Source organism: Klebsiella sp. 2680 (assembly GCF_900198535.1).
In the GTDB taxonomy this organism is placed as follows: Bacteria; Pseudomonadota; Gammaproteobacteria; order Enterobacterales; family Enterobacteriaceae; genus Klebsiella; species Klebsiella indica.
The window spans coordinates 279,005-299,251 of the sequence record NZ_FZNJ01000004.1; the positions used below are offsets into that span (position 1 = coordinate 279,005).

16 protein-coding genes, 1 tRNA gene and 2 pseudogenes are annotated in these 20,247 nt (G+C 51.6%); 11 read left to right on the top strand and 8 right to left on the bottom strand.

Features of this window, described 5'->3' with window-relative positions; all coding sequences use genetic code 11:
- The 3 genes from FN037_RS18500 (at position 1) to FN037_RS18510 (ending at position 2,923) form a co-directional block, all read left to right on the top strand.
- Positions 1–576 (top strand): transcriptional regulator, encoded by a 576-nt coding sequence (locus FN037_RS18500; RefSeq protein ID WP_142502971.1) that lies wholly within the window; start codon positions 1–3, stop codon positions 574–576.
- 68 nt (positions 577–644) lie between these two features.
- Entirely contained in the window at positions 645–2,732 is a 2,088-nt protein-coding gene (locus FN037_RS18505; protein WP_142502904.1) for a DUF1176 domain-containing protein, read from the top strand.
- Between the two features lie 115 nt (positions 2,733–2,847).
- Positions 2,848–2,923: transfer RNA gene (locus FN037_RS18510), tRNA-Phe, on the top strand.
- Positions 2,924–3,191: 268 nt separating this feature from the next.
- On the opposite strand, the pseudogene FN037_RS18515 reads toward FN037_RS18510, so the two are convergent.
- Positions 3,192–3,888, bottom strand: a pseudogene (locus FN037_RS18515) (IS5 family transposase).
- Positions 3,889–3,953: 65 nt separating this feature from the next.
- Here FN037_RS18515 and FN037_RS24670 point away from each other — a divergent pair.
- A pseudogene (locus FN037_RS24670) lies at positions 3,954–4,064 on the top strand (Arm DNA-binding domain-containing protein); the annotation flags it as partial.
- Between the two features lie 216 nt (positions 4,065–4,280).
- Here FN037_RS24670 and FN037_RS18525 read toward each other — a convergent pair.
- The 5 genes from FN037_RS18525 to FN037_RS18545 all read right to left on the bottom strand — a co-directional run bounded on the left by FN037_RS18525 (position 4,281) and on the right by FN037_RS18545 (position 9,397).
- Positions 4,281–5,192 carry a carbohydrate ABC transporter permease gene (locus tag FN037_RS18525; protein WP_142502905.1) on the bottom strand — a complete coding sequence of 304 codons (912 nt, stop codon included), beginning with the start codon at positions 5,190–5,192 and terminating at the stop codon, positions 4,281–4,283.
- Between the two features lie 19 nt (positions 5,193–5,211).
- Entirely contained in the window at positions 5,212–6,486 is a 1,275-nt protein-coding gene (locus FN037_RS18530) for an extracellular solute-binding protein (protein WP_142502906.1), read from the bottom strand.
- A gap of 65 nt (positions 6,487–6,551) precedes the next feature.
- Positions 6,552–7,352, bottom strand: a complete 801-nt coding sequence (locus FN037_RS18535; RefSeq protein ID WP_142502907.1) for a carbohydrate ABC transporter permease — start codon at positions 7,350–7,352, stop codon at positions 6,552–6,554.
- 9 nt (positions 7,353–7,361) lie between these two features.
- Entirely contained in the window at positions 7,362–8,498 is a 1,137-nt protein-coding gene (locus FN037_RS18540; RefSeq protein ID WP_142502908.1) for an ABC transporter ATP-binding protein, read from the bottom strand.
- A gap of 98 nt (positions 8,499–8,596) precedes the next feature.
- Positions 8,597–9,397 (bottom strand): SDR family NAD(P)-dependent oxidoreductase, encoded by an 801-nt coding sequence (locus FN037_RS18545; RefSeq protein ID WP_142502909.1) that lies wholly within the window; start codon positions 9,395–9,397, stop codon positions 8,597–8,599.
- Positions 9,398–9,592: 195 nt separating this feature from the next.
- Between FN037_RS18545 and FN037_RS18550 the strand changes: the two genes are divergently transcribed.
- The 7 genes from FN037_RS18550 (at position 9,593) to FN037_RS18580 (ending at position 17,337) form a co-directional block, all read left to right on the top strand.
- Positions 9,593–10,399, top strand: a complete 807-nt coding sequence (locus FN037_RS18550; protein WP_221887630.1) for a DeoR/GlpR family DNA-binding transcription regulator — start codon at positions 9,593–9,595, stop codon at positions 10,397–10,399.
- A 43-nt stretch (positions 10,400–10,442) separates the two neighbouring features.
- Positions 10,443–11,243, top strand: coding sequence for a BtpA/SgcQ family protein (locus FN037_RS18555; RefSeq protein ID WP_142502911.1), 801 nt, complete (start codon positions 10,443–10,445; stop codon positions 11,241–11,243).
- A gap of 27 nt (positions 11,244–11,270) precedes the next feature.
- Positions 11,271–12,782, top strand: a complete 1,512-nt coding sequence (locus tag FN037_RS18560; RefSeq protein ID WP_142502912.1) for an FGGY-family carbohydrate kinase — start codon at positions 11,271–11,273, stop codon at positions 12,780–12,782.
- Positions 12,779–13,402 (top strand): HAD family phosphatase, encoded by a 624-nt coding sequence (locus FN037_RS18565; protein WP_142502913.1) that lies wholly within the window; start codon positions 12,779–12,781, stop codon positions 13,400–13,402. The genes FN037_RS18560 and FN037_RS18565 overlap by 4 nt, the downstream gene beginning before the upstream one ends.
- Positions 13,403–13,551: 149 nt before the next feature.
- Positions 13,552–14,364 (top strand): DeoR/GlpR family DNA-binding transcription regulator, encoded by an 813-nt coding sequence (locus FN037_RS18570; RefSeq protein WP_142502914.1) that lies wholly within the window; start codon positions 13,552–13,554, stop codon positions 14,362–14,364.
- A gap of 467 nt (positions 14,365–14,831) precedes the next feature.
- Positions 14,832–16,112 (top strand): MFS transporter, encoded by a 1,281-nt coding sequence (locus FN037_RS18575; protein ID WP_142502915.1) that lies wholly within the window; start codon positions 14,832–14,834, stop codon positions 16,110–16,112.
- A gap of 58 nt (positions 16,113–16,170) precedes the next feature.
- The gene (locus FN037_RS18580) at positions 16,171–17,337 is read left to right on the top strand and encodes an AGE family epimerase/isomerase (RefSeq protein ID WP_142502916.1); all 1,167 of its coding nucleotides are present in this window, start codon (positions 16,171–16,173) and stop codon (positions 17,335–17,337) included.
- A 32-nt stretch (positions 17,338–17,369) separates the two neighbouring features.
- Here the strand turns inward: FN037_RS18580 and FN037_RS18585 are convergent, their stop codons facing one another.
- Complete coding sequence (locus FN037_RS18585; RefSeq protein ID WP_185929283.1) at positions 17,370–18,416, bottom strand: LacI family DNA-binding transcriptional regulator; 1,047 nt, start codon at positions 18,414–18,416, stop codon at positions 17,370–17,372.
- Between the two features lie 600 nt (positions 18,417–19,016).
- Positions 19,017–20,147 carry an MFS transporter gene (locus FN037_RS18590; protein WP_142502918.1) on the bottom strand — a complete coding sequence of 377 codons (1,131 nt, stop codon included), beginning with the start codon at positions 20,145–20,147 and terminating at the stop codon, positions 19,017–19,019.
- Positions 20,148–20,247 lie beyond the last annotated feature (100 nt).

Here is a 20,247-nt window from a genome sequence, read left to right on the forward strand (position 1 = left end):
GTGCAACGTGAAGATGTCCTGGGTGAAGCCATCCGAATCCTCGAAATCGACGGTATTGCTAACACCACGCTGGAAATGGTCGCCGAACGTGTGGCTTACCCGCTTGATGATCTCAAACGTTTCTGGCCAGACCGCGAAGCGCTGCTGTATGACGCGCTGCGCTACCTCAGCCAGCAAGTCGACGCCTGGCGTCGCCAGCTCTTACTGGACACGTCGCTAAGCGCAGAACAGAAACTGTTAGCCCGTTATAGCGCGCTGACCACATGCGTAAGCAACCATCGCTATCCAGGCTGCCTGTTTATTGCCGCCTGCACTTTCTATCCGGATGCCGGACATCCCATTCATCAGTTGGCGGAGCAGCAAAAGCAGGCTTCACTGGCCTATACCCATGAACTCCTCAGCCAGATGGAAGTTGACGATCCAGAGATGGTCGCCAGGCAAATGGAGCTTATCATCGAAGGCTGCCTGGGCCGCCTGCTGATCAAGCGCAGCCAGACCGATGTCGATACCGCACGACGCCTGGCGGAAGACATTTTACGTTTTGCGCAGTGCCGAACGGGTGGAGCTTTAACCTGATTCCGATATCTTAACGGTTTCGTCGCGCATATAATTTGCCTTTTACCGATATGCTGACAGGGTTTTATATGCGCTCTTTTCTTTGGGTCGCCATCATGGGGCTGTGTTCCGCACCGCTTCTGGCCGCCCCTCCGCAAGGTTTTTCTTTCGCGTATAAAGACTGGGAACTTGCCTGCGACAACACAGGCACCTGCCGCGCCGCAGGTTATGGCACGACACCTGGTGAAGTCAGCGTCCTGCTCACCCGTAACGCAGGCGCGGCACAGCACGTCAGCGCCGTCGCCACCTTCGCTCAAACCGAGCATGATATTCCGCCGGATGCCACGGTGAATCTCTTCATCGATGATCAGGATAACGGTACGCTTGACGCCACCGACGACAGCCATTTCCGCTTTGATGATACGCAGACAGCGGCCTTGATTCAGGCCCTGGAGCACAACGGTAAAATTGAGCTTGCGCTTAACGACGAACATAAGTTTCTCTCCAGCGCAGGCAGCAGTGCGGTATTCCTGAAAATGGATGAATTCCAGCAGCGTCTGGGTACCGCCGATGCGCTGCTACGTAAAGGCGACGCCGATGATGACAACACTCTGGCGGCGGCGCCCGCTCCCGAAATCATCGCCGCGCCGGTCATCCACAACGCAACAGCGATAGCGTTGACGACAAAACAAAGGAAGAAACTCCTGCCGTTGCTGGTTCCTCAGCTAAACAGTCATTGTGACGACTGGAAAAATGAGGAAATTCCAACTCAGGAACGCCAGCTCACTGCAACCCCGCTGGATAAAAACCACACATTGATTCAGGCCCTCTGCTGGCGCGCAGCCTATAACGACGGCTACGCCATGTGGGTCGTCGACAAAGCGCGTCTGACCCAACCTCAGCTCGTGGCCACTGACGCCTCCAGCTATGCCGACGGTGTTATCACCTTCTTCCACAAAGGCCGCGGTATCGCCGACTGCATCAGCGGTGAAGAGCGCGTATGGGATGGTAAAACATTTGTGCAGAGCCTGAAATACACCACCGGCGCTTGCCGGGAAATCGCTCCCGGCGGAGCGTGGATGCTGCCTACGTTTGTCAGTCAGGTGATCCCAAAGCAGCAGAAAGATGCCGATAACAACGCGCTGAAGGCGCTATACGACGCCGTGTTAAAAGAGCAAAAAATCAATCCGGAGATGGATCTGAATAAAATCGCCGAACAGTTTCCGCTAAGTGGCCATATCAGCCATTTTACGCTCGCCTATGTAGATGACTCTTTGGTCTCGACGAGCAAACCCTCCGCCGATATCAGCGATGACGAGTGGCAGGCATTTCTCCGGTCCGACATCAGCGCCGACTCTGAAAACGGCAAAGTCAGTTTCACGCTTGTCGACCTCGACGGTGACGGCAAACGTGATTTAATCATCGACAGCTACGTCGGCGGTAGCGGGCTCTTTAGCTATACCGGCGTATTAAAACGCGATGACGATACGTTTGATGCGATGAATAGCGACGACAGCGGGAACGGCGATGACTTTGACGCGGGCGTCCCCGGTGCGATCTATTCTCTTAACGAACGCGGCGCGAACCAGTGGAGCCACTGGGTACGAATTAATGGCCAGGTGTATGCGCTCTGGTATAACGGTCAGTTTGGCGAAGATAATCTCTATCTGTTGCGTCCGTTTAGTTCCTCCAGCGGCACGCCTGCAGTGACTATTCGCTACCGCTATACCCTCAATGACATCAGATCGCCGGAAAAAGACCAGCCCCTGACGCCCGCGCTAAATCGCAGGGAAAAATCGGATTTACTGAAGTCGCTGGAAGTCATGCAGGGCAGTCTGTTAAAGGATAAACCGCAGAGCGACAGTGATGCCCCCATTTGCCCTATTCCTCCCGGAACCTCATCCGACGATGCGAATAACTATTACAGCGGCGTAGCCTCTAACTATATTTACGAAACCGTGGCATATATCCCGGTCTGGCTAAACGATAAATGTTTTATCGGTACCATATTTAGCCACCACGGCGCATACCGTCACGGCGTTGATGCGGAAATCACGATCAGCTCGCCGCGAGATGATGAGGACGTCGTTGGCGACTACATCATCTCCGGGCTACGCCGCGCAATTTCAGTAACCCACAGCTGGAAAATCCGCGAAGGTGATAACGGTATGATGTAATTTCGGGCAAAAAAGCGCATTCAGATGCAGAATTGCCGCAAAGTTAAGCAACCGGGAGATAAATCGAGAAATTTGATTGACGGAGCGTACGGATTACGGTTTAATGCGCCCCGTTGCCCGGATAGCTCAGTCGGTAGAGCAGGGGATTGAAAATCCCCGTGTCCTTGGTTCGATTCCGAGTCCGGGCACCACTCATTCAGAAACGGACGTCTACTGACGTCCGTTTTGCTTTATAAAGTCAACAAGTTATCCTCTTCCAGTTGTCTACTACTGTCCGTTAAAATCGACTGGGAGTGCCCCCTATTTGTTGGTAAAAAAGTTGGTCATCTCAGTTCGATGGGATTTTTACCAACATTTGCACAGGAGGCTTGCTATGCGTTTAACTGATATTGCTGTAAAAAACGGCTTTGTTGAATAAATCAGATTTTGGGTAAGCATTCCCGTAATTGGTTATTGCTGTCAGGCAATACGCACACTTTCTGGCATTTCTGCCTTCGTCATTTTGTTTAACGCACGCACCATGGCCAGAACCTCTGCAACCTGACTATCGTAGTCACGCAGTGTCTGCGCCTCCTCCGTACAGTTGTTTTACTCAGTACATCGCCGTTTCCGCTATCGACCGACGGTTATAATCTGTTGTCCATTTCCACCGGGCGTTACTCCCGCTCAGCCGCTGATTTTCAACCGCACGATTATGGTCCGCATACTCCCCGGCCAGTCCCTCCCCTTTCGAGGGGGGATGAGGGCACTGATTTTCTTACGCCGGAGTTCATCGTGACATAACCGCGAATCATAAGCTCCATCCTCTGCCGCGGACCAGATTTTTCGGTGAATCTGCCAGAGGAGTCCGGGGAAGGCATCTGCGTCTGTGACGTTGTTCGATGACAGGCCGGCGCAGACAATTTCATGCGTGTTCGCATCAATGGCCAGATGCAGTTTTCGCCAGATGCGACAGCGTTCTTTGCTGTGTTTTTTGACTTACTACTCACTTTCACCGAAAACCTTCAGTCCGGTGCAGTCAATCACCAGATGAGCTATCTCATCCCCGGTGGGCACTTTGAGCTTCATCCTCCAGCCAGAAGGTCATGGAGCCACGGTTGATAAGGGCTTTGTTGTAGGTCTTCCAGTTGGTGATTCTGAACTTCTGTTTTTCCACGGAATTGGCTGTGTTATCAGGATAATACGTGATCTGATTCTGAGAGTGAGCAAAAGTTCGATTTATTCAATAAAGCCGGCCTATACCTGACGGTATCCACCAACAGCGCTAAATTATGGTATTTCCGCTATCGCCTCGGCGGTAAAGAAAGCCGTCTGGCCTTTGGCCCCGTCCCACATAACAGAACGGTTAAAAAACATCATTCCACTATGCTAAACGGCAAATGTCATCATGAAGAGGACCGATCACCTTCCTGGAAACGGAATCAGTCTAAACTGAAGTACCTGGTCAGGCGAGACACCCCACATCAAAGAGCCGAATTAAGTAAACCCACGTAAGACAGCCTATGCGGCTTTGACTTTTCCGACTGCCGCGCGGCCCCAGCGAAGCGACTATTTTCTGCGTTCCAGCAACACAAAATAGACAATGGTCATCACCAACACGATCAACAACAAAATCAGCGCGGCCGCGGCCCCTTCATTGAGCGACAAGCCCAGAAACGCCCGGCGATAAGCAAAGAAACTCAGCACTTCGGTGGCATTCCCCGGCCCGCCACGAGTCAGGATATACGGCAGGTCGTAGGTACGCAGTTCGTTAATCAGTTGAATTACAATCGCAATCGCCGAAACCGGGCGCAGCATCGGCAGGGTGATATACCAGAACTGCTGCAAGCTGTTGGCTCCATCAATTTCGGCGGCTTCGTACGGGTCTCTGGGTAGCGACGCCAACCCTGCGGCGAGGATCAGCACGACAAATGACATCTGCTGCCAGACATCTATAAACACCATACTCCAGAACGCCAGCGTGGGGTTGCCCAGCCAGTCGACGCCAGGCAGGCCGATGCTTTGCAGCATATGGTTGATAATGCCAAGGTTCGGCTGTAGCAACATACGCCAGATCAGTGCCACGCTCACCGGCGACATCGCCATGGGTATTGTGAGTAAGGCGAAATAGACCGGGCGGGTTTTCACCACCCGGTTGAGCATCAGGGCGATCCCCAGCCCGACAATAAATTCGCCGCTCACCGTCAGTAACGAATAACGGATAGTCAGCCAGACAGAGTGCCAGAAGGTGTCACTGCTCAGCACGCTGATAAAATTATCCAGCCCCGCAAAAGGGAAGATCTCCGCATGCAGTAGCGTATACGACGAAAAAGCCAGTACGACGGAATAAATAACGGGGAAACCGAGAACAATCGCCAGAGCCAGCAACCCAGGCAGGGCGAACGCCCAGCCTGTTACACGGAATCGGTCTATTGTTAAATGGTACTTCGGTTTCACGATAAATTCCTCAGCTAAAGCCATCTGCCCGGCCCCCTTTGCCCTATTTCACCAATAACTTATCAAGTTGGTCGGATGCACTTTTCAGAGACTTGTCGACAGTATTTTCACCACTCGCCAACAGGGACAACTGTGTCCCCAGAACATCTTCATACTGTGCGGAATAAGAGAAAACCGGGAAGGATTTGCCGGACGCCACGATATTCAGCGCGTCTTTATAGTAAGGATACTTTTTCAGTACCTCCGCGTTTTCATATACATCAGCGCGAACTGGTGCATGTCCCTGCAACGCCCGCGCGGTAGCGATATTTTTACTTTGCACCCACTGAATAAAGGTCCATGCGGCCTGTTTTTCTTTATCTGAAACGTTTTTCGGAATACCCCAACCCCAGCCACCGCTCTCTCCGTGTCCACCTGGAACGGTTGTCAGGGCGAGTTTACCGGCCACCGCCGGGCAGGCAGTGGCGTTATCCAACTGCGGAAGCATCCACCAGTAAGTCAACATACTGAACGCTTTGCCGCTACACATCAGGCGCACGGTATCGTCGAGCGTAGCGGAGAGCGCGCCGGTTTGCGCGGCATTCTTGATGGCATCTGCATACAACGTCATCGCTTTATTCCCCGCAGGGCTGTTTAGCGCAGATTTGCCTTTACCATCAACATAAGCGCCGCCGCTGGCGAAGAGGTAGTTCGAGAACTCCATGCTGTTCGGATCACCGCGCTGCCCCTGCATCGCCGCCCCGGACATATCGCTGTTCTTTTTAATAAATTTGGCCAGCGTAACGTACGCTTCCAGCGTTTTCGGCTGCCCGAGCGGTTTCTTAAATTCAGTCTGATACGCGCTCTTTAACTTCTCATCCTGCAACACATCCGTACGGTAGATTAGCCCCATGGAATAGTTGTACATCGGGATCAGGGTAATTTTATTGGCCGCAACATTAATCAGCGACACGGTGGCCGGAATAAAAGCCGACATATCAAAGTTAGATTTTTTCACATCTGGCGTGAGGTCCGTCAGCCAGCCAGCTTTGCTGAATTCCCCCGCCCACAGAAAATCCACTTCCAGAAGGTTGTAATAACTTTGCGACTGAATCAGTTGCGAAACCAGCTTGTCATGCATATCGCCGTAACCGATTTTTTCGAACTGTACTTTAATGTGGTACTGCTTCTCGAAATCAGGCAGCATTTTTTCAATGATTTGCGTTTCTGGTACATCTTCCATCAACGCGCGAAGCACAACATCTTCCGCCCGAACGGACGCCGAAAGACTAAGGACTATCAGACCCGATAACAATGTGACTTTCTTACGATTCAACATAATTAACTCCTGGTGAAGGTGCCGGAGTGTTAACGGCGACGATTTTCTGTCTGGTTGGCATGACTTTACTTAACACCGCCAAAGGTCAGCCCTTTGACGATGTAACGCTGAATAAAATGTGAGGCGAACATCAGTGGCAGCACAGCCAGCACAATGCCTGCCGAGACCTTGCCAATTTGCACGCCATTTGAGGTCTGCAGTGCGGCAAGCGACACCGGAACCGTGGCGGTATCTGGCCCGCTGAGCACCAGAGCAAAAAGAAACTCATTCCATGACAGGATGAACCCCAGTACGGCAGAAGCCGCGAGGCCCGGCAGTGACACTGGTAGAACCACATGCCAGAACGCGCCCCAGGCGGTGGCGCCGTCGGTCATCGCCGCCCACTCCAGATCCACCGGGATCCCTTCGAAAAAGCCCATCAGGATCCACGTCAAAAACGGCAGGTTTAACGCGGCATAGACCAGCGTCAGCCCGAACAGCGAATTGGTCAGCCCCACGGTACGCAGCATGGCGAAGGCCGGTAACACAAGCGCCACCGCTGGTAGCATCTGAGTTGCCAGCATAATAAAGCGCGCCGCTTTGCCACCCGTTTTAAAGCGGGCAAACGCATAACCGGTAGCGGCCGCGAACGGCAGGGCGAGGATCACCGATCCGGTGGCGACAATCAGGCTATTGGCGTAATGACGCAAAAAACCGTTGTTCTCAATCAGCGAACGAAAGTTTTCCCCGGAAAACTGCGGGAAGATATCACTGCTGTAAGCCATGGATTCCGGCACCAGGCTGGTTCTCACAATCCACAATACCGGCAGTAAAATGGAGAGACAGGCCAGCACCAGCCCGGTATGAAGTCCGATTCTTCGTAGCATGTTCGCTCCTCACGCTCTGACTATGTCAGCGTTATCCGGTGTTTTGCGGCGATCAACCACGTCTCCGCTATCGGTGTGGAATAGATGCAGCGAGTTCGGATCCAGCCAAATGCTGAGCGTTTGGCCCGCCTTCGGATGCGTATGGTGATCAAGACGAATCACCACAGGCACCTTACCGAGGGTGCCGCTGACAATGTTTTCCGCGCCCAGCGCTTCCACCCCGCTGACCGCAATTTCCAAAGGGATCCAGTCCGGTCTGCGCGGGTGGGCGTGGAAATCTTCCGGCCGCACGCCGAGGGTCATCTGTTTTCCCGCCAGGTTTTGATAGTCGGCGGCCATCCAGTCCGGCACCGGAAGCTGCGGGCCGTCGAACAGTTGCAGGCTGACATCCGCGCCTGTCCGTTGCACAATACAAGAGAGAAGATTGATGGACGGGGAGGAAAGGAAACGGGCAACAAAAGTATTCACCGGGTAGTTGTAGACTTCCAGCGGTGTCCCGCATTGAATCAAATGGCCATCACGCATGATACAAATGCGATCCGCCATCGTCATGGCTTCAACCTGATCATGGGTAACGTAGACCATGGTTTTGCCGAGGCGACGGTGGAGCTTGATCAGTTCACTGCGCATCTCACCGCGCAACTGGGCATCAAGGTTCGACAACGGTTCATCTAACAAAAAAGCCTGTGGTTCACGCACAATGGCACGCCCCAGGGCAACGCGCTGGCGCTGGCCGCCGGATAGTGCCGCCGGTTTGCGGTGTAGTAGTTTATCCAGCCCCAGCATAGCGGCACTCTCTGCCACTTTACTGTTGATTACGTTGCCCGGAACGCCGCGCATTTTCAGGCCGAAAGCCATGTTTTCAGCAACGGTCATGTGCGGATAGAGAGCGTAGCTCTGAAACACCACGGCGATATTACGATCGCGCGGCGCCACATGGCTCACATCACGCCCGTCAATTAACAATGAGCCTTCGGTGATACTTTCCAGTCCGGCAATCATGCGTAGGGTGGTGGACTTTCCGCATCCCGAAGGGCCAAGGAAGATAACAAATTCACCATCCTGGATATGCAAATTCACATTACGGACGCTATGCTGATTACCGTTGTAGGATTTCGACACGTTCCGTAATTCAATGGAGGCCATATTGGATTACCTCTGTTGCGTATTGCCCATCCTGGGACTGGTAACGTCCATGTTCGATTTTGTTCGAAATAAACCAGGCTTGTTCACAGTGAATGTTATCAACCTGTATAAACTCCGCCCGTCACATTGACGCCCTGGCCGGTCATAAAACGAGCCGCATCGGAACTCAAAAAGGCCACTACTTCGGCAACATCTTCTGGCGTTTCCAGACGTCCAAGCGGGGTCTGACGTATGTAATCATCAATCACCTGCTCAGGCGTCATACCGCGCAGTTGCGCTTCCCACTGCACTTCCCGGCTCTGCATCCCGGTTTTAACGAACCCCGGACAGACAGCATTCACGCGGATCCCGTCGGCGGCCAGTTCGCGCGCCAGTGCCTGGGTCCAGCCGAGTACGGCAAATTTACTGGCGGAATAGTGGGCCAGTAACGGTGCGCCAACTTTGGCGGCAAGGGATGCGGTGTTGACGATAGTGCCGGATTTACGTGCCACGAACTTGCGCGCGGCAATCTGGTTAGTCAGGAAGATCCCACGAGTGTTGACGTCAAAGTTGAAATCCCACTCATTGTCCGTCAGCGCCAGGGCCTTTTGCATGGTTGATACACCTGCGTTGGCGATCAGCAGGTGATAATCACCCAGAGTTTTATCTACCCAGCTAAACCCTTCTTCAACGGATTCACGTAAACGAACATCCAGGTGAAACGCCACTGTGTCTGCGCCCAGTTCAGTTGCGGCTCTCCGCGCGGCTTCTTCATTTACGTCCCCGATCGCGACGCGCATGCCCTGGCGAATCAAATTACGGGCGATGGCATAGCCAATACCCGTTGCACCGCCGGTGACAATCGCCATTTTGCCTTGTAGGTCCGGGTAATGCCCGGACGTCGAATGTGATGTGTGCATGTTTTCTTCCCCTGTGTTGATGATTATTTTTTACACCAATATAACGAACACAACAAAACAAATTTCTTATGATAAAAACAATTGCGATCACAAATTTTGTTTTGTATGTTTGTTTTTGTTAATTTCAATGTTCGGAGTCAACCGATGACACACAACGACGCACCGCCTGTTCAGTCTGGTACACACGGATCCGGTGTGCGTTTACGTCGTTTGGCTGCGTCGCGTCAGACTGAGGTTCTGCAGTTGTTGGTCAAGCAAGGGGCGGTTTCTGTGCCAGAGCTGGCCGTTAAGCTGTCGGTCTCTGAAATGACCATCCGCCGCGATCTGCTGGAGATGGAGCAGAAAGGCATCATCTGTCGTACCCATGGCGGTGCCGTACTGCCGCAAAGTGGGGGCATGGTGGTGATTGACCAGGTGGAGCCGAGTTTTGCATCCCGGCTGCTACAAAACCACGATGCCAAGCTGCGCATTGCTGCTGCAGCAGCAGATTTAGGCAAGAAATTTCGCACACTGGCGCTGGATGTCGGCAGCACGACCTTCCTTGCTGCTCGTTACCTCAGCCAGTGCCCACATTTGAAAATTTTCACCAACAGCATCCGCGTGGCGCATGACATTGCCCCCGCGAAGGCAGAAATCTATCTCGCGGGTGGACGGATGCGCCCGGATGAAATGTCAACCGGTGGCTCTGCGGCGCTGCGCCAGTTTTCCAGCCTCTGGTTCGACATCACCTTTGTGGGCGTTTCAGGCCTGACGGCAGAGGGGATCTATGACTACGCCTTCGAAGATGCGGAACTCAAACGCCTTTATCTCAACCGCTCCAGCCTGAAAGTGGTGCTGTGTGACTCCAGTAAGTTTCAACGGATGTCTCTGGTTCACCTCGCCACACTGAATCAATTCGACATCCTGATAACCGAGCAGGCACCACCGCCTGCCCTGTCAGCAATGCTCGATGTGGCAAATATTGACGTGTTCATCGCGCCTGAGGTGTTGAAAGACGCGTGATCGCTTTTTCACCATGACATACCAGCCAACACCGGAGAAAGTTATGATCTTTGATTTTTTGGGTAATAAGAAAAAAGCGGTTATCGCAATGGCCCATATTGGCGCGCTACCTGGCGCGCCGCTGTACGACGCCAAAGGCGGCCTCAACAAGCTGATTGACGATGTACTCAGCGATGTTGAAAAGCTGCAGGCAGGTGGTGTGGATGCGATCATGTTCGGCAACGAAAATGACCGTCCTTACGTGTTCAAAGCCTCACTGGAAGGTGTCTCAGCCATGTCAGCCGTAGTGCAAGCGGCGAAATCCGTGCTGAAAGTCCCGTTCGGTGTGAACTACCTGTGGGATCCCAATGCCAGCGTCGCCATTGGCGCCGCCACCGGAGCAAGCTTCGTCCGTGAAATTTTCACCGGCGTGTTTGCCTCTGATATGGGAGTCTGGGAGCCAGATTGCGCCAGTGCGTCTCGCCTGCGCCGCAACCTTGGCCGTGAAGATATGAAATTGCTCTTTAACATCAACGCCGAATTCGCCCATTCTCTGGATGCGCGCCCTATTGAACTGCGTGCGCGCAGCGCAATTTTCTCTTCGCTGGCAGATGCTATCCTGGTTTCCGGACCAATTACCGGTGAACCGGCAGAACATTCCAACCTGCGCAAAGTCTGCGAAGCAGTGGAAGGCGTTCCGGTTTTCGCTAACACCGGCACCAATATCGACAACGTCACCGATATCCTGAGCGTAGCCAGCGGCGTGATCATCGGTACGCACTTTAAAGTTGAAGGGCACACATGGAATCAGGTTGATGGGGATCGGGTAAAACGCTTTATGGACGTGGTTGAAAAACTGCGCTAAACACCGCTGTCGGGACGGGAGGATAAAATGCAGTATCTGTTAGGTATTGATATTGGTACGACCTCAACCATCGGCATTCTGATCGGTTTGCCCGACAAGGTACTCGGTACGGCCTCCCGGCCGGTCACGCTCTCTGCCCCGCACAGCGGCTGGACGGAGGAATCGCCAGAGCAGTGGTGGGCGAATGTCGGCGAAATTTGCCAGCAACTGCTGGCACAAAGCGGCATTGCGGCTAGCGACATCTGTGGCATTGGCGTGACAGGGATGCTGCCTGCCGTGGTACTGCTGGATAACGAAGAGCGACTGCTGCGCCCGAGCATTCAGCAAAGCGACGGCCGCAGCGGTGCACAAGTACAGCAAATGTGCAGCGAAATGGACGGTCAGCACTTTTTACAGCGCGCCGGAAACGGCATCAATCAGCAACTGGTGGGAGCCAAAATCCGCTGGATTGAGCATCATGAACCTGCGGTATTTAGACGTATTGCGACAGTGTTTGGTTCCTATGATTTTATCAACTGGAAGCTCACGGGCGAGAAAATCATCGAACAGAACTGGGCACTGGAGGCCGGGTTTGTAAATATCAACAGCAATACACTGGATGACGAACTGATTGCCTTTGCCCATCTTCCCAGGCATGCCGTTCCCCGGCTGGCGCTTTCCCATGAAGTCATTGGTTCCGTCACCGCGCAAGCGGCAGCCTGGACGGGACTCAGCGAAGGCACACCGGTAATTGGTGGGGCGGCGGACTTAATTGCCTCCGCTCTCGGTGCAGGCGTGACCTCGCCGGGCGAGGTACTACTCAAGTTCGGTGGCTCAGTGGACATTCTTACCGTGACGGAAACTGCCAATCCGGACCCACGCCTGTATCTGGATTATCATCTTGTACCGGGGTGCTACATGCCGAATGGCTGTATGTCGACCGGCGGTTCGGGGCTGAACTGGTTCGTGCAAAACTTCGCCGCGCAGCATGACGCAGCGGCACGTGAGAAAGGGATGAGTATTCACCAGTATCTGGACTCATTGGCGGAAAATCGCCCGGCAGGCAGTGATGGCCTGATTTTCCTCCCCTATTTTCTGGGGGAGAAAACCCCGCTGCACGACCCGGATGCCCGTGGCATTCTCTTCGGACTGACGCTCACCCACGACACGGGGCATATCTGGCGCGCGCTGCTCGAAGCTTACGCGTATGCCATCAAACACCATATCGACACGCTGGTGAATATCGGTTATCCGGTAAAACGCTACATCGTGTCCGACGGCGGTTCAGCAAGCAAACTGTGGATGCAAATTGTCGCCGATGTGCTGAGCGAACCACTCAGTCGCCTGGAGGGTCACCCAGGCTCTTGTCTGGGCGCGGCCTGGACGGCAGCGATTGGTGTTGGAGTATCGACGGACTGGAAGGGGGCCAGCGCATGGGTCAACCTGAAAGATGTGATTACACCACAGTCCGCACATGCGGATGTCTATCACCAGGGATATCAGCGTTTTCATCAGTTGTATGAAGCCTGCCGTCCACTGACACGCCAGGAGACGCCATGAAATTTAACGCCATTGCCTGGGATGTTGACGGTACTCTGGTGGACAGTGAGCCGTTGCACCACCGGGCGCTGCTGGCTGGCTGCCATCGTTTCGGACTGGATCTGAGCCATATTCCCGAAACACGCTTTTACGGCGTGCACATCAACGATGTCTGGCTGACCTTACGCGCAGAGCTGCCCGAAGATTTAGCCCAGAACGTGTGGCTGCAGGCGATTGAGGACTATTACCACGACCACAGCAGTGAACTGGTCGCCATCCCCGGGAGCCGGGAAACTATCCGTCGTCTGGCAGCGAAAGGTATCAGACAGGCCTGTGTGTCGAACTCATGCCGACGCATCGTCGAATCGAATCTTGAGGCTTTAGGTGTACGTGAATTCATTAACGTGGTGGTAACGCTGGACGATGTGCAGTGTGGCAAACCGTCTCCTGAGCCTTACCAACAGGCCATCGGCAAATTCGGGCTGCCTGCCGCGGCCGTCCTGGCGGTTGAGGATAGCCCGACCGGGGTACTCTCGGCGCAGGCTGCCGGGATGCACGTGGCTTTTTATGGCGCATCACCACCCTCTGAGTGGGGAGTCACGGAGATAAGATCGCTCACGCGGATCCTGGACTGGTTCTGATTCACACAATTTTGCGCTGGGCAAGAATGTTCCGTGTAATGAAATGAACAAACTCGAACAAATTCGGTTTTAAATCGCACCACTTCCCCTTAATATTGTGAGCTATATCGTTTAAGCTACCTTCAACCCGAAATAGAGTGTCCATCACCATGTCAGCTAAACCAGAGACTCATGCCCGCTATCTTCCCCGGGAGCGCAAAAAACGGATTCTAAACATGCTGGTCGAACATGGGCGTGCAACGGTGGTTGATATCTCAGCGGAGATGGCGGTCTCCGAAATGACGGTTCGCCGCGATCTGGCTGAACTGGAAACTGAAGGTAAACTCAGTCGGGTACATGGCGGCGCAGTACTGACGGAAACGGTTAGCCAACCGATCATGGACCCATTGCCGGCGCATTTTGATGCGCGCCTTTCACTGCACCGTGAAAGTAAGATGCGCATTGCCAGAATGGCCGCCGAGGTTGCAGGACGCTACCAGAGCGTTGCGCTCGATATCGGTACGACCACGCTGTTTATGGCAGAAGAACTGGTGAAACATGAGCGCCTGAAAATCTTCACCAACAGCGTGCGTATCGCCCATGCGCTGGGTCGTTATGCACAGGCACCGGAAGTCTATCTGGCTGGTGGAATGATGCGTGATGATGAGATGGCGATTGTTGGGCCGTCCGCCATTGAGCAGTTCCAACAGTTCTGGTTTGATATTGCGTTTATCAGCGCGTCAGGCATTACCAGCCAGGGGATTTACGATAGCGCGCTGGATGAAACGGAGATGAAGCGGGTGCTGATTCGTCGTTCCGGCTTTAAAGTGCTGCTCTGTGATGCTGCGAAATTCCAGCATATGTCGCTGGTACAGGTGGCGCAGTGGCAGGACATCGATCTGCTGATCACCGACAGCGCGCCACCTACGGTGCTGGCAACAGCCCTTGAGCTGGCAAATGTGCAGGTGATGATTGCCGCCTGATCATTAATGCTAGGTAAGATCAGATAGCCCATGCTTCATAGGAAAGATCGTAGCGAGCCATAGCTCAATATGTCGAGGAAACAGGCGGCTACTCTAGCTCAGACAATTAAGGGACACGGCCTAAGAAACCACTTTTCATTTCACAGAGGTTTCCTGAGTCGGTGGTCAAAAGTGCTTCATCGCGATTGTGTCATAGACCGCTGGCTCTCTTGCTTCAGCTATGCTGCTGCCCGATTGTTATGACATCATTTTCTTTGTTATATCGATTTATCCCCTGCTGTTAAAACTAAGATCCCGATCAAATAAAACCACAAAACAATACTGTATCGTTACACTAAATCGATACAGTAACTTTGAAATAAATGGACAAATACTAGCTAAAAAAAACGGTTTGTGAACCAGAAACCCTTATTTCGCTTTATACTAAAAAGCGAAAGGCGTGCCAACATTCGGGGAAAAAGTAAAATATGAAAATAAGAAATCTGAGATGGTTTATTGTTTTACTCATGGCATTCGGTATCATCATTAATTATATTGACCGAAACGCACTTTCTGTCGCGGCCTCAACAATCAAAGAGGATCTGCATATTACAATGCAACAATATTCCTATATTATTGCTACGTTCCAAGCTTGTTACGCCATAATGCAACCTATTGCTGGCCTGATTATTGATTCACTGGGCGTCAAAATAGGGCTGACCTTTTTTGCCATTGCCTGGTCAGTTGTTAGTTTGGCTCATGCCTTTACAGGCAGTTGGTTGTCCCTTGCATTTTTACGTGGTTTGCTTGGTATCAGTGAGTCTGCAGTTATTCCTTCCGGCGTCAAAGCAGTACAGGAATGGTTTCCTGCAAAAGAACGCTCGGTAGCAACAGGGTGGTTTAATGTCGGGACATCCCTGGGAGGCGCACTTGCACCACCGATTATGGTGTTTTTGATTCTGTCATATAATTGGCGCGTTGCATTTTTCATTATTGGTGCCATCGGTATAGTGTGGGCTATTGCGTTCTTTTTTCTTTATCGCAAACCCCAAGATGCCAGTGCATTAACTGAAGAAGAGAAACAGTATATCTATCAAGGGCAGGAACCTGATAAACGTATGGATTACCCAAAACCGACATGGAAAGATATTTTGACCTGTCGTCAGTGGTGGGCATTAGCTATTCCGCGTTTTCTTGCCGAACCAGCACAAGGAACCTATAATTTCTGGATCCCACTCTATTTAGTCACCATGAGACATTTTGATATAAAAGAAGTGGCTATGGCTGCCTGGGTGCCTTTTGTCTGTGCAGATTTGGGGTGTATCGTCGGCGGCTATCTGGCACCGTTTTACCAGAGAGTATTCAATGTTTCGTTGATAGCATCACGCAAACTGGTGGTTTGTACCGCAGCGCTACTGATGATAGCGCCAGCATTTATTGGGCTGGTTAGCAATATCTTCCTGGTGGTGATGTTACTCGGAATGGTGGGGTTCGCCCATCAAATGCTAGTGGTCGGCGGTATACTTCCCCTTAATGCAGATATCTTTGGTCACAAAGAAGTGGCAACAGCAAGTGGATTAAATGGTGGTTTCGGTTGGATGGGGACCACAATATTTACACTACTTATTGGTGCCCTGGTAAATACCTGGGGTTATAATCCGATGTTTATTGCAATCGCCTGCTTTGATGTCCTGGCTGCAATCATTCTTTGGACTTTCCTGAAAAATGAGACTGCAAATTTAGGCTTGAAGAAGTTACAACAAAAATAATATTATTTTCTCTCTGTACTGTTATGACATGTTTATTAATAGTAGGCCTTGATATATTATGAATTTTATAAGTAGTGAATTTCTTATTTCACAAATAAAAGATATTATGGGGTTTTACGATCCCAGATGTGTGGATCCAACAGGCGGCTTTTATCATTGTTATATGAATAATGGCGATGTTTTTGATACAGAAACAAGAACGCTTGTTGCATCCTGTCGTTTTATTATCAATTACTGTCACATGTATCGATTATTTAATGAAGAACACGATCGTGATCGCATATTGCATGGATTGGCATTTTTACGGAAACGGCATCTGAATCCGGTCAATAAAGGATATACTTGGCGTTTGGTCGGTCATCAGAGAGTGGATAATACCAATCATTGTTACGGTTTGGCATTTGTGTTGTTAGCGTACGCTCGAGCGGCACAATGCCATATTCCGATGGCTAAACAGTGGATGGAAGATACCTGGGCGCTCATGGAGGCACATTTTTGGTTGGACTCAGAAGGAAAATATGCCAGCGAAGCTGACGATCAGTGGCAACTGAGCAACTATCGTGGGCAAAACGATAATATGCACGCCTGTGAAGCGTTGATCGCCTGTTATGAGGCGAGTAATGAACAGCACTATCTTGATAGAGCCGTACAACTGGCAGAAAATTTTACTGTACATCTGGCCCGCCCTCTCGGGGGACAAATATGGGAGCATTACCATAGTGACTGGTCGTTAGATATGGAATACGCTAAAGGTGAGAAGGAGAATAATATTCGCCCCTGGGGGATCCAAACCGGACACCAGACAGAGTGGGCGAAATTATTGATGATCCTATCGCATCATACCGAGCGTGATTGGTTTTTGCCTACGGCCGAAGCGCTGTTTAATACTGCAGTGGCAAAAGGGTGGGATACTGAGTTTGGTGGACTGATATATGGTTACAAGCCTGACGGTGAGCCCTATGATACAGACAAGTATTTCTGGGTTCAGGCTGAAAGCCTGGCGTCCGCCGCATTACTGGCAAAACGGACTCAAAAGTCACACTATTGGCAGTGGTATGATACGCTATGGCGCTATGCCTGGCAGCACTTTGTCGATCACCAGTACGGCGCATGGTTCCGTATTCTTCAGGCTGACAACAGCCACTATGACCAGAGGAAGTCTTATAATAACAAAGTGGATTACCACACATTGGGTGCCTGTGTAGAGGTCTTACACATTCTGTAGTTGGCTAACGCCACCTTCGGGCGGCGTTATTTTTACGGATTGGGCACTATTTCGTGACTGGACTCTCGTATCACCAATGTCGGAGGAATTTTGACATGCTGCAGGGGTGAGACTGGCGTCGTAATGCGCTGTAATAACAAGTTAACGGCCGTTTCGGCTAAGGCATCAAAGGGTTGACGCATCGTCGTCAGCGACGGCGTGATAAGGCTGGAAAAATGGATATCATCAATGCCAATGACGGAGATTTGTTGTGGAACGGTGATCCCTTTCTCCCGCAAGCGTGTCATGACGCCAATAGCAACCATGTCATTCATACCAATGACTGCCGTTGGCAGCACCTCTTGCGCTAAAATTTGCTCAGCGGCGAGTGCGCCGAGTTCAATCAGATCCGCATCACCAAAGTGTGAATGTTGCAAATGCTCCGTGCTGATTTTCATCACTTGTTGAGGCAAATTATGTGCTTTCATGGTGTCGCAATAACCGCTAATACGCTCTTTACGGCTTAATGTTTGCGTGTCAGAACAGACATAGACGACGGAATTGTGTCCTACAGAAATCAGGTATTTCGCCAACATGGCGGCACATTGATAGTTATCAATGGTAACAACATCCGTTAACCTACCTTTCTCAGCAGCATCAAAAGCCAAGAAAGCGATGCCATTCTGAATAAACTGCGCCATGACTTTTGTATTCAACTGACCAGAAACGGTCAGAATGCCACGAACACCATGGGCGATAAGATCTTGAATACAGCGTTGTTCTGTTTCAGCATCACGTAATGTATTACATAAAATCAGACGATAACCATGCCGTTTTGCTGCTTGTTCAACGGCAAGCGACAATTCACCGAAAAAGGGGTTAACCACTGTCGGTATCAGTAACCCAAGAATGAATGAATGCCCGGTTTTGAGATGCCTCGCCGCTACATTAGGAACATACCCTAATGCTTTAACGGCTTCCGAGATGCGTTGTTGTGTATCAACACGCATTTGGCCACGTCTTTCGTTAAAATAGTTTGAGATTGTTGAAGGCGAAACCTTCGCTAATCTGGCAACATCCTGAATCGTTACTTTAGACAAAATGACCACTCATTTTATTCGTTACTCAACGCCAGCCCAACAGAAACAAGACTGAACGAACCTTTTCCTCCCAGTAATGTATCTCATGATAACACTGTGGCGATCAGACTCAATGCTTGCCTTGACACTGTGATCGGTATCGAAAAAATTATCTGCAATCAGAAGATTAACAATGCAGTCCAAGAAATGTGGTCTAAGACGTCGTGTGCGAACCCATTCAGGTAAAATTTAGAGACCATCTGCTGATTTTTGTTCTGTTCAGCGTTGAAGTAATCATATCCCGCCAGCTTAGTGATGGACTCAATCCAGTCTAGTGCAGAAAAATAGCGGATGCAGCACTATGCACAGCATTCCTTAATGTAGCTTCAAGGCATTGCATTAGAGGACAAAGTGCTGATACTACTTTTTTTACAAATATACGCCTCTATATTCTGTTCCAGGCGAGCAGATCCTGTCAGGATCTGATAGGTCCGAAGACGAGGAGAGGAAATGGACTTCTCGATTGCAGGGAGGAGATCACGAACAAGCGGAAACAATTACCGGAAGGCCAAATGCGCTGGCTCACCAGCGCATCTGCCGGGCGTTCAACTGGTCACGTGATTATGAAACCGATGATGCTCTTGATGGCGCGGACTCGCGTAAAACATACAGCCCACACAGCGCAATCAATCCGCTGTAGGCAGCCAGCAGCCAGAAGGGCATCAGCGGCGGCATGGCCGTCACCAGTTGTCCAACGATCAACGGACCGGTAACCCCGCCAGCCAGCGCGGCCATCACAATAATCGAGCCGGTTCTGGCATCTTTCCCCATCCGATAAGAGCCAAAAACAAAAAAGTTGGGGAAGAGACTGCCGATGAAGAACCCCGCCAGCGGATAAGTAAGGGTAGGAGCAATGTTAAAACCAGCGCAGACCAGTAGCAGTGCTCCTCCGGTAAACCCGGCTATCAGCATCGGCGCAGCTTGTAGCCGCTGGCCGACCAGACTTAATGTAATCCGCCCGGAAAGGAAAAAGACAAAAAATAGCGATAAGGCACTCGCCGCCGCGTTATCGGAATATCCACCACCCAACAATATCACCGGCCCAAGGCCAATCAGACAGGCTTCTATCGCCGTTCCGGAAGCTCCGATAAACAGCGTGGGGAAGGAAATTTTCCCCGGGTGAGTTTCTTGCATGGTGGTTTGTTCGCTATGCGTCCGGGGAAAGAAGAAAGAGAACAGAAATGGGAGCACCAGTCCTGCGGCCAGGATACCAAAACAAAGCTCGGGGTTGCGCGCCAGCGCGACAAACACTAACGGCGCAACAATCGCTCCGCCGCCAAACAGCGCATTCACCAGGCTAACCAGCGACGGCCCTGCTTTTTCAAACGACAGCATCAGACGTGAGTTAACCAGCGCCAGGCTAGCACCGTAACCGGCACCGAATGTCAGTGAGCCGATAAGCGTTAAACTCCAGCTCAATTGTAGTGCCATCAAGCCAGCGCCAATGATTAACAGGCCAAATGCCACGCGCGTCCAGTCGCGCTTACCGGCTAAAAACAACGCCACGACGCCAGTCAGCGCCCCGACCCATTGCGCTGTCACCGCCATACTGGCAGAGGCCACCGAGAGTTTAAACACGGTACGAAACTCTGGCAGTGAAGGCCCCATCAATGACTGCCCGGCCCCCATCAGTATGAATGCAATGATGCTTCCTGCCAGCAGCAGGCCATTTTTCCTGTTTCCGTTATTCATCTCTTACTCCTCTCCCCTGATCGCAGGGTCACCCATAGTGATAATCGTGAATGAAAACTCCTTCACTTCGCAGTAACACCCAACGAAGGAAGCTGTTTTA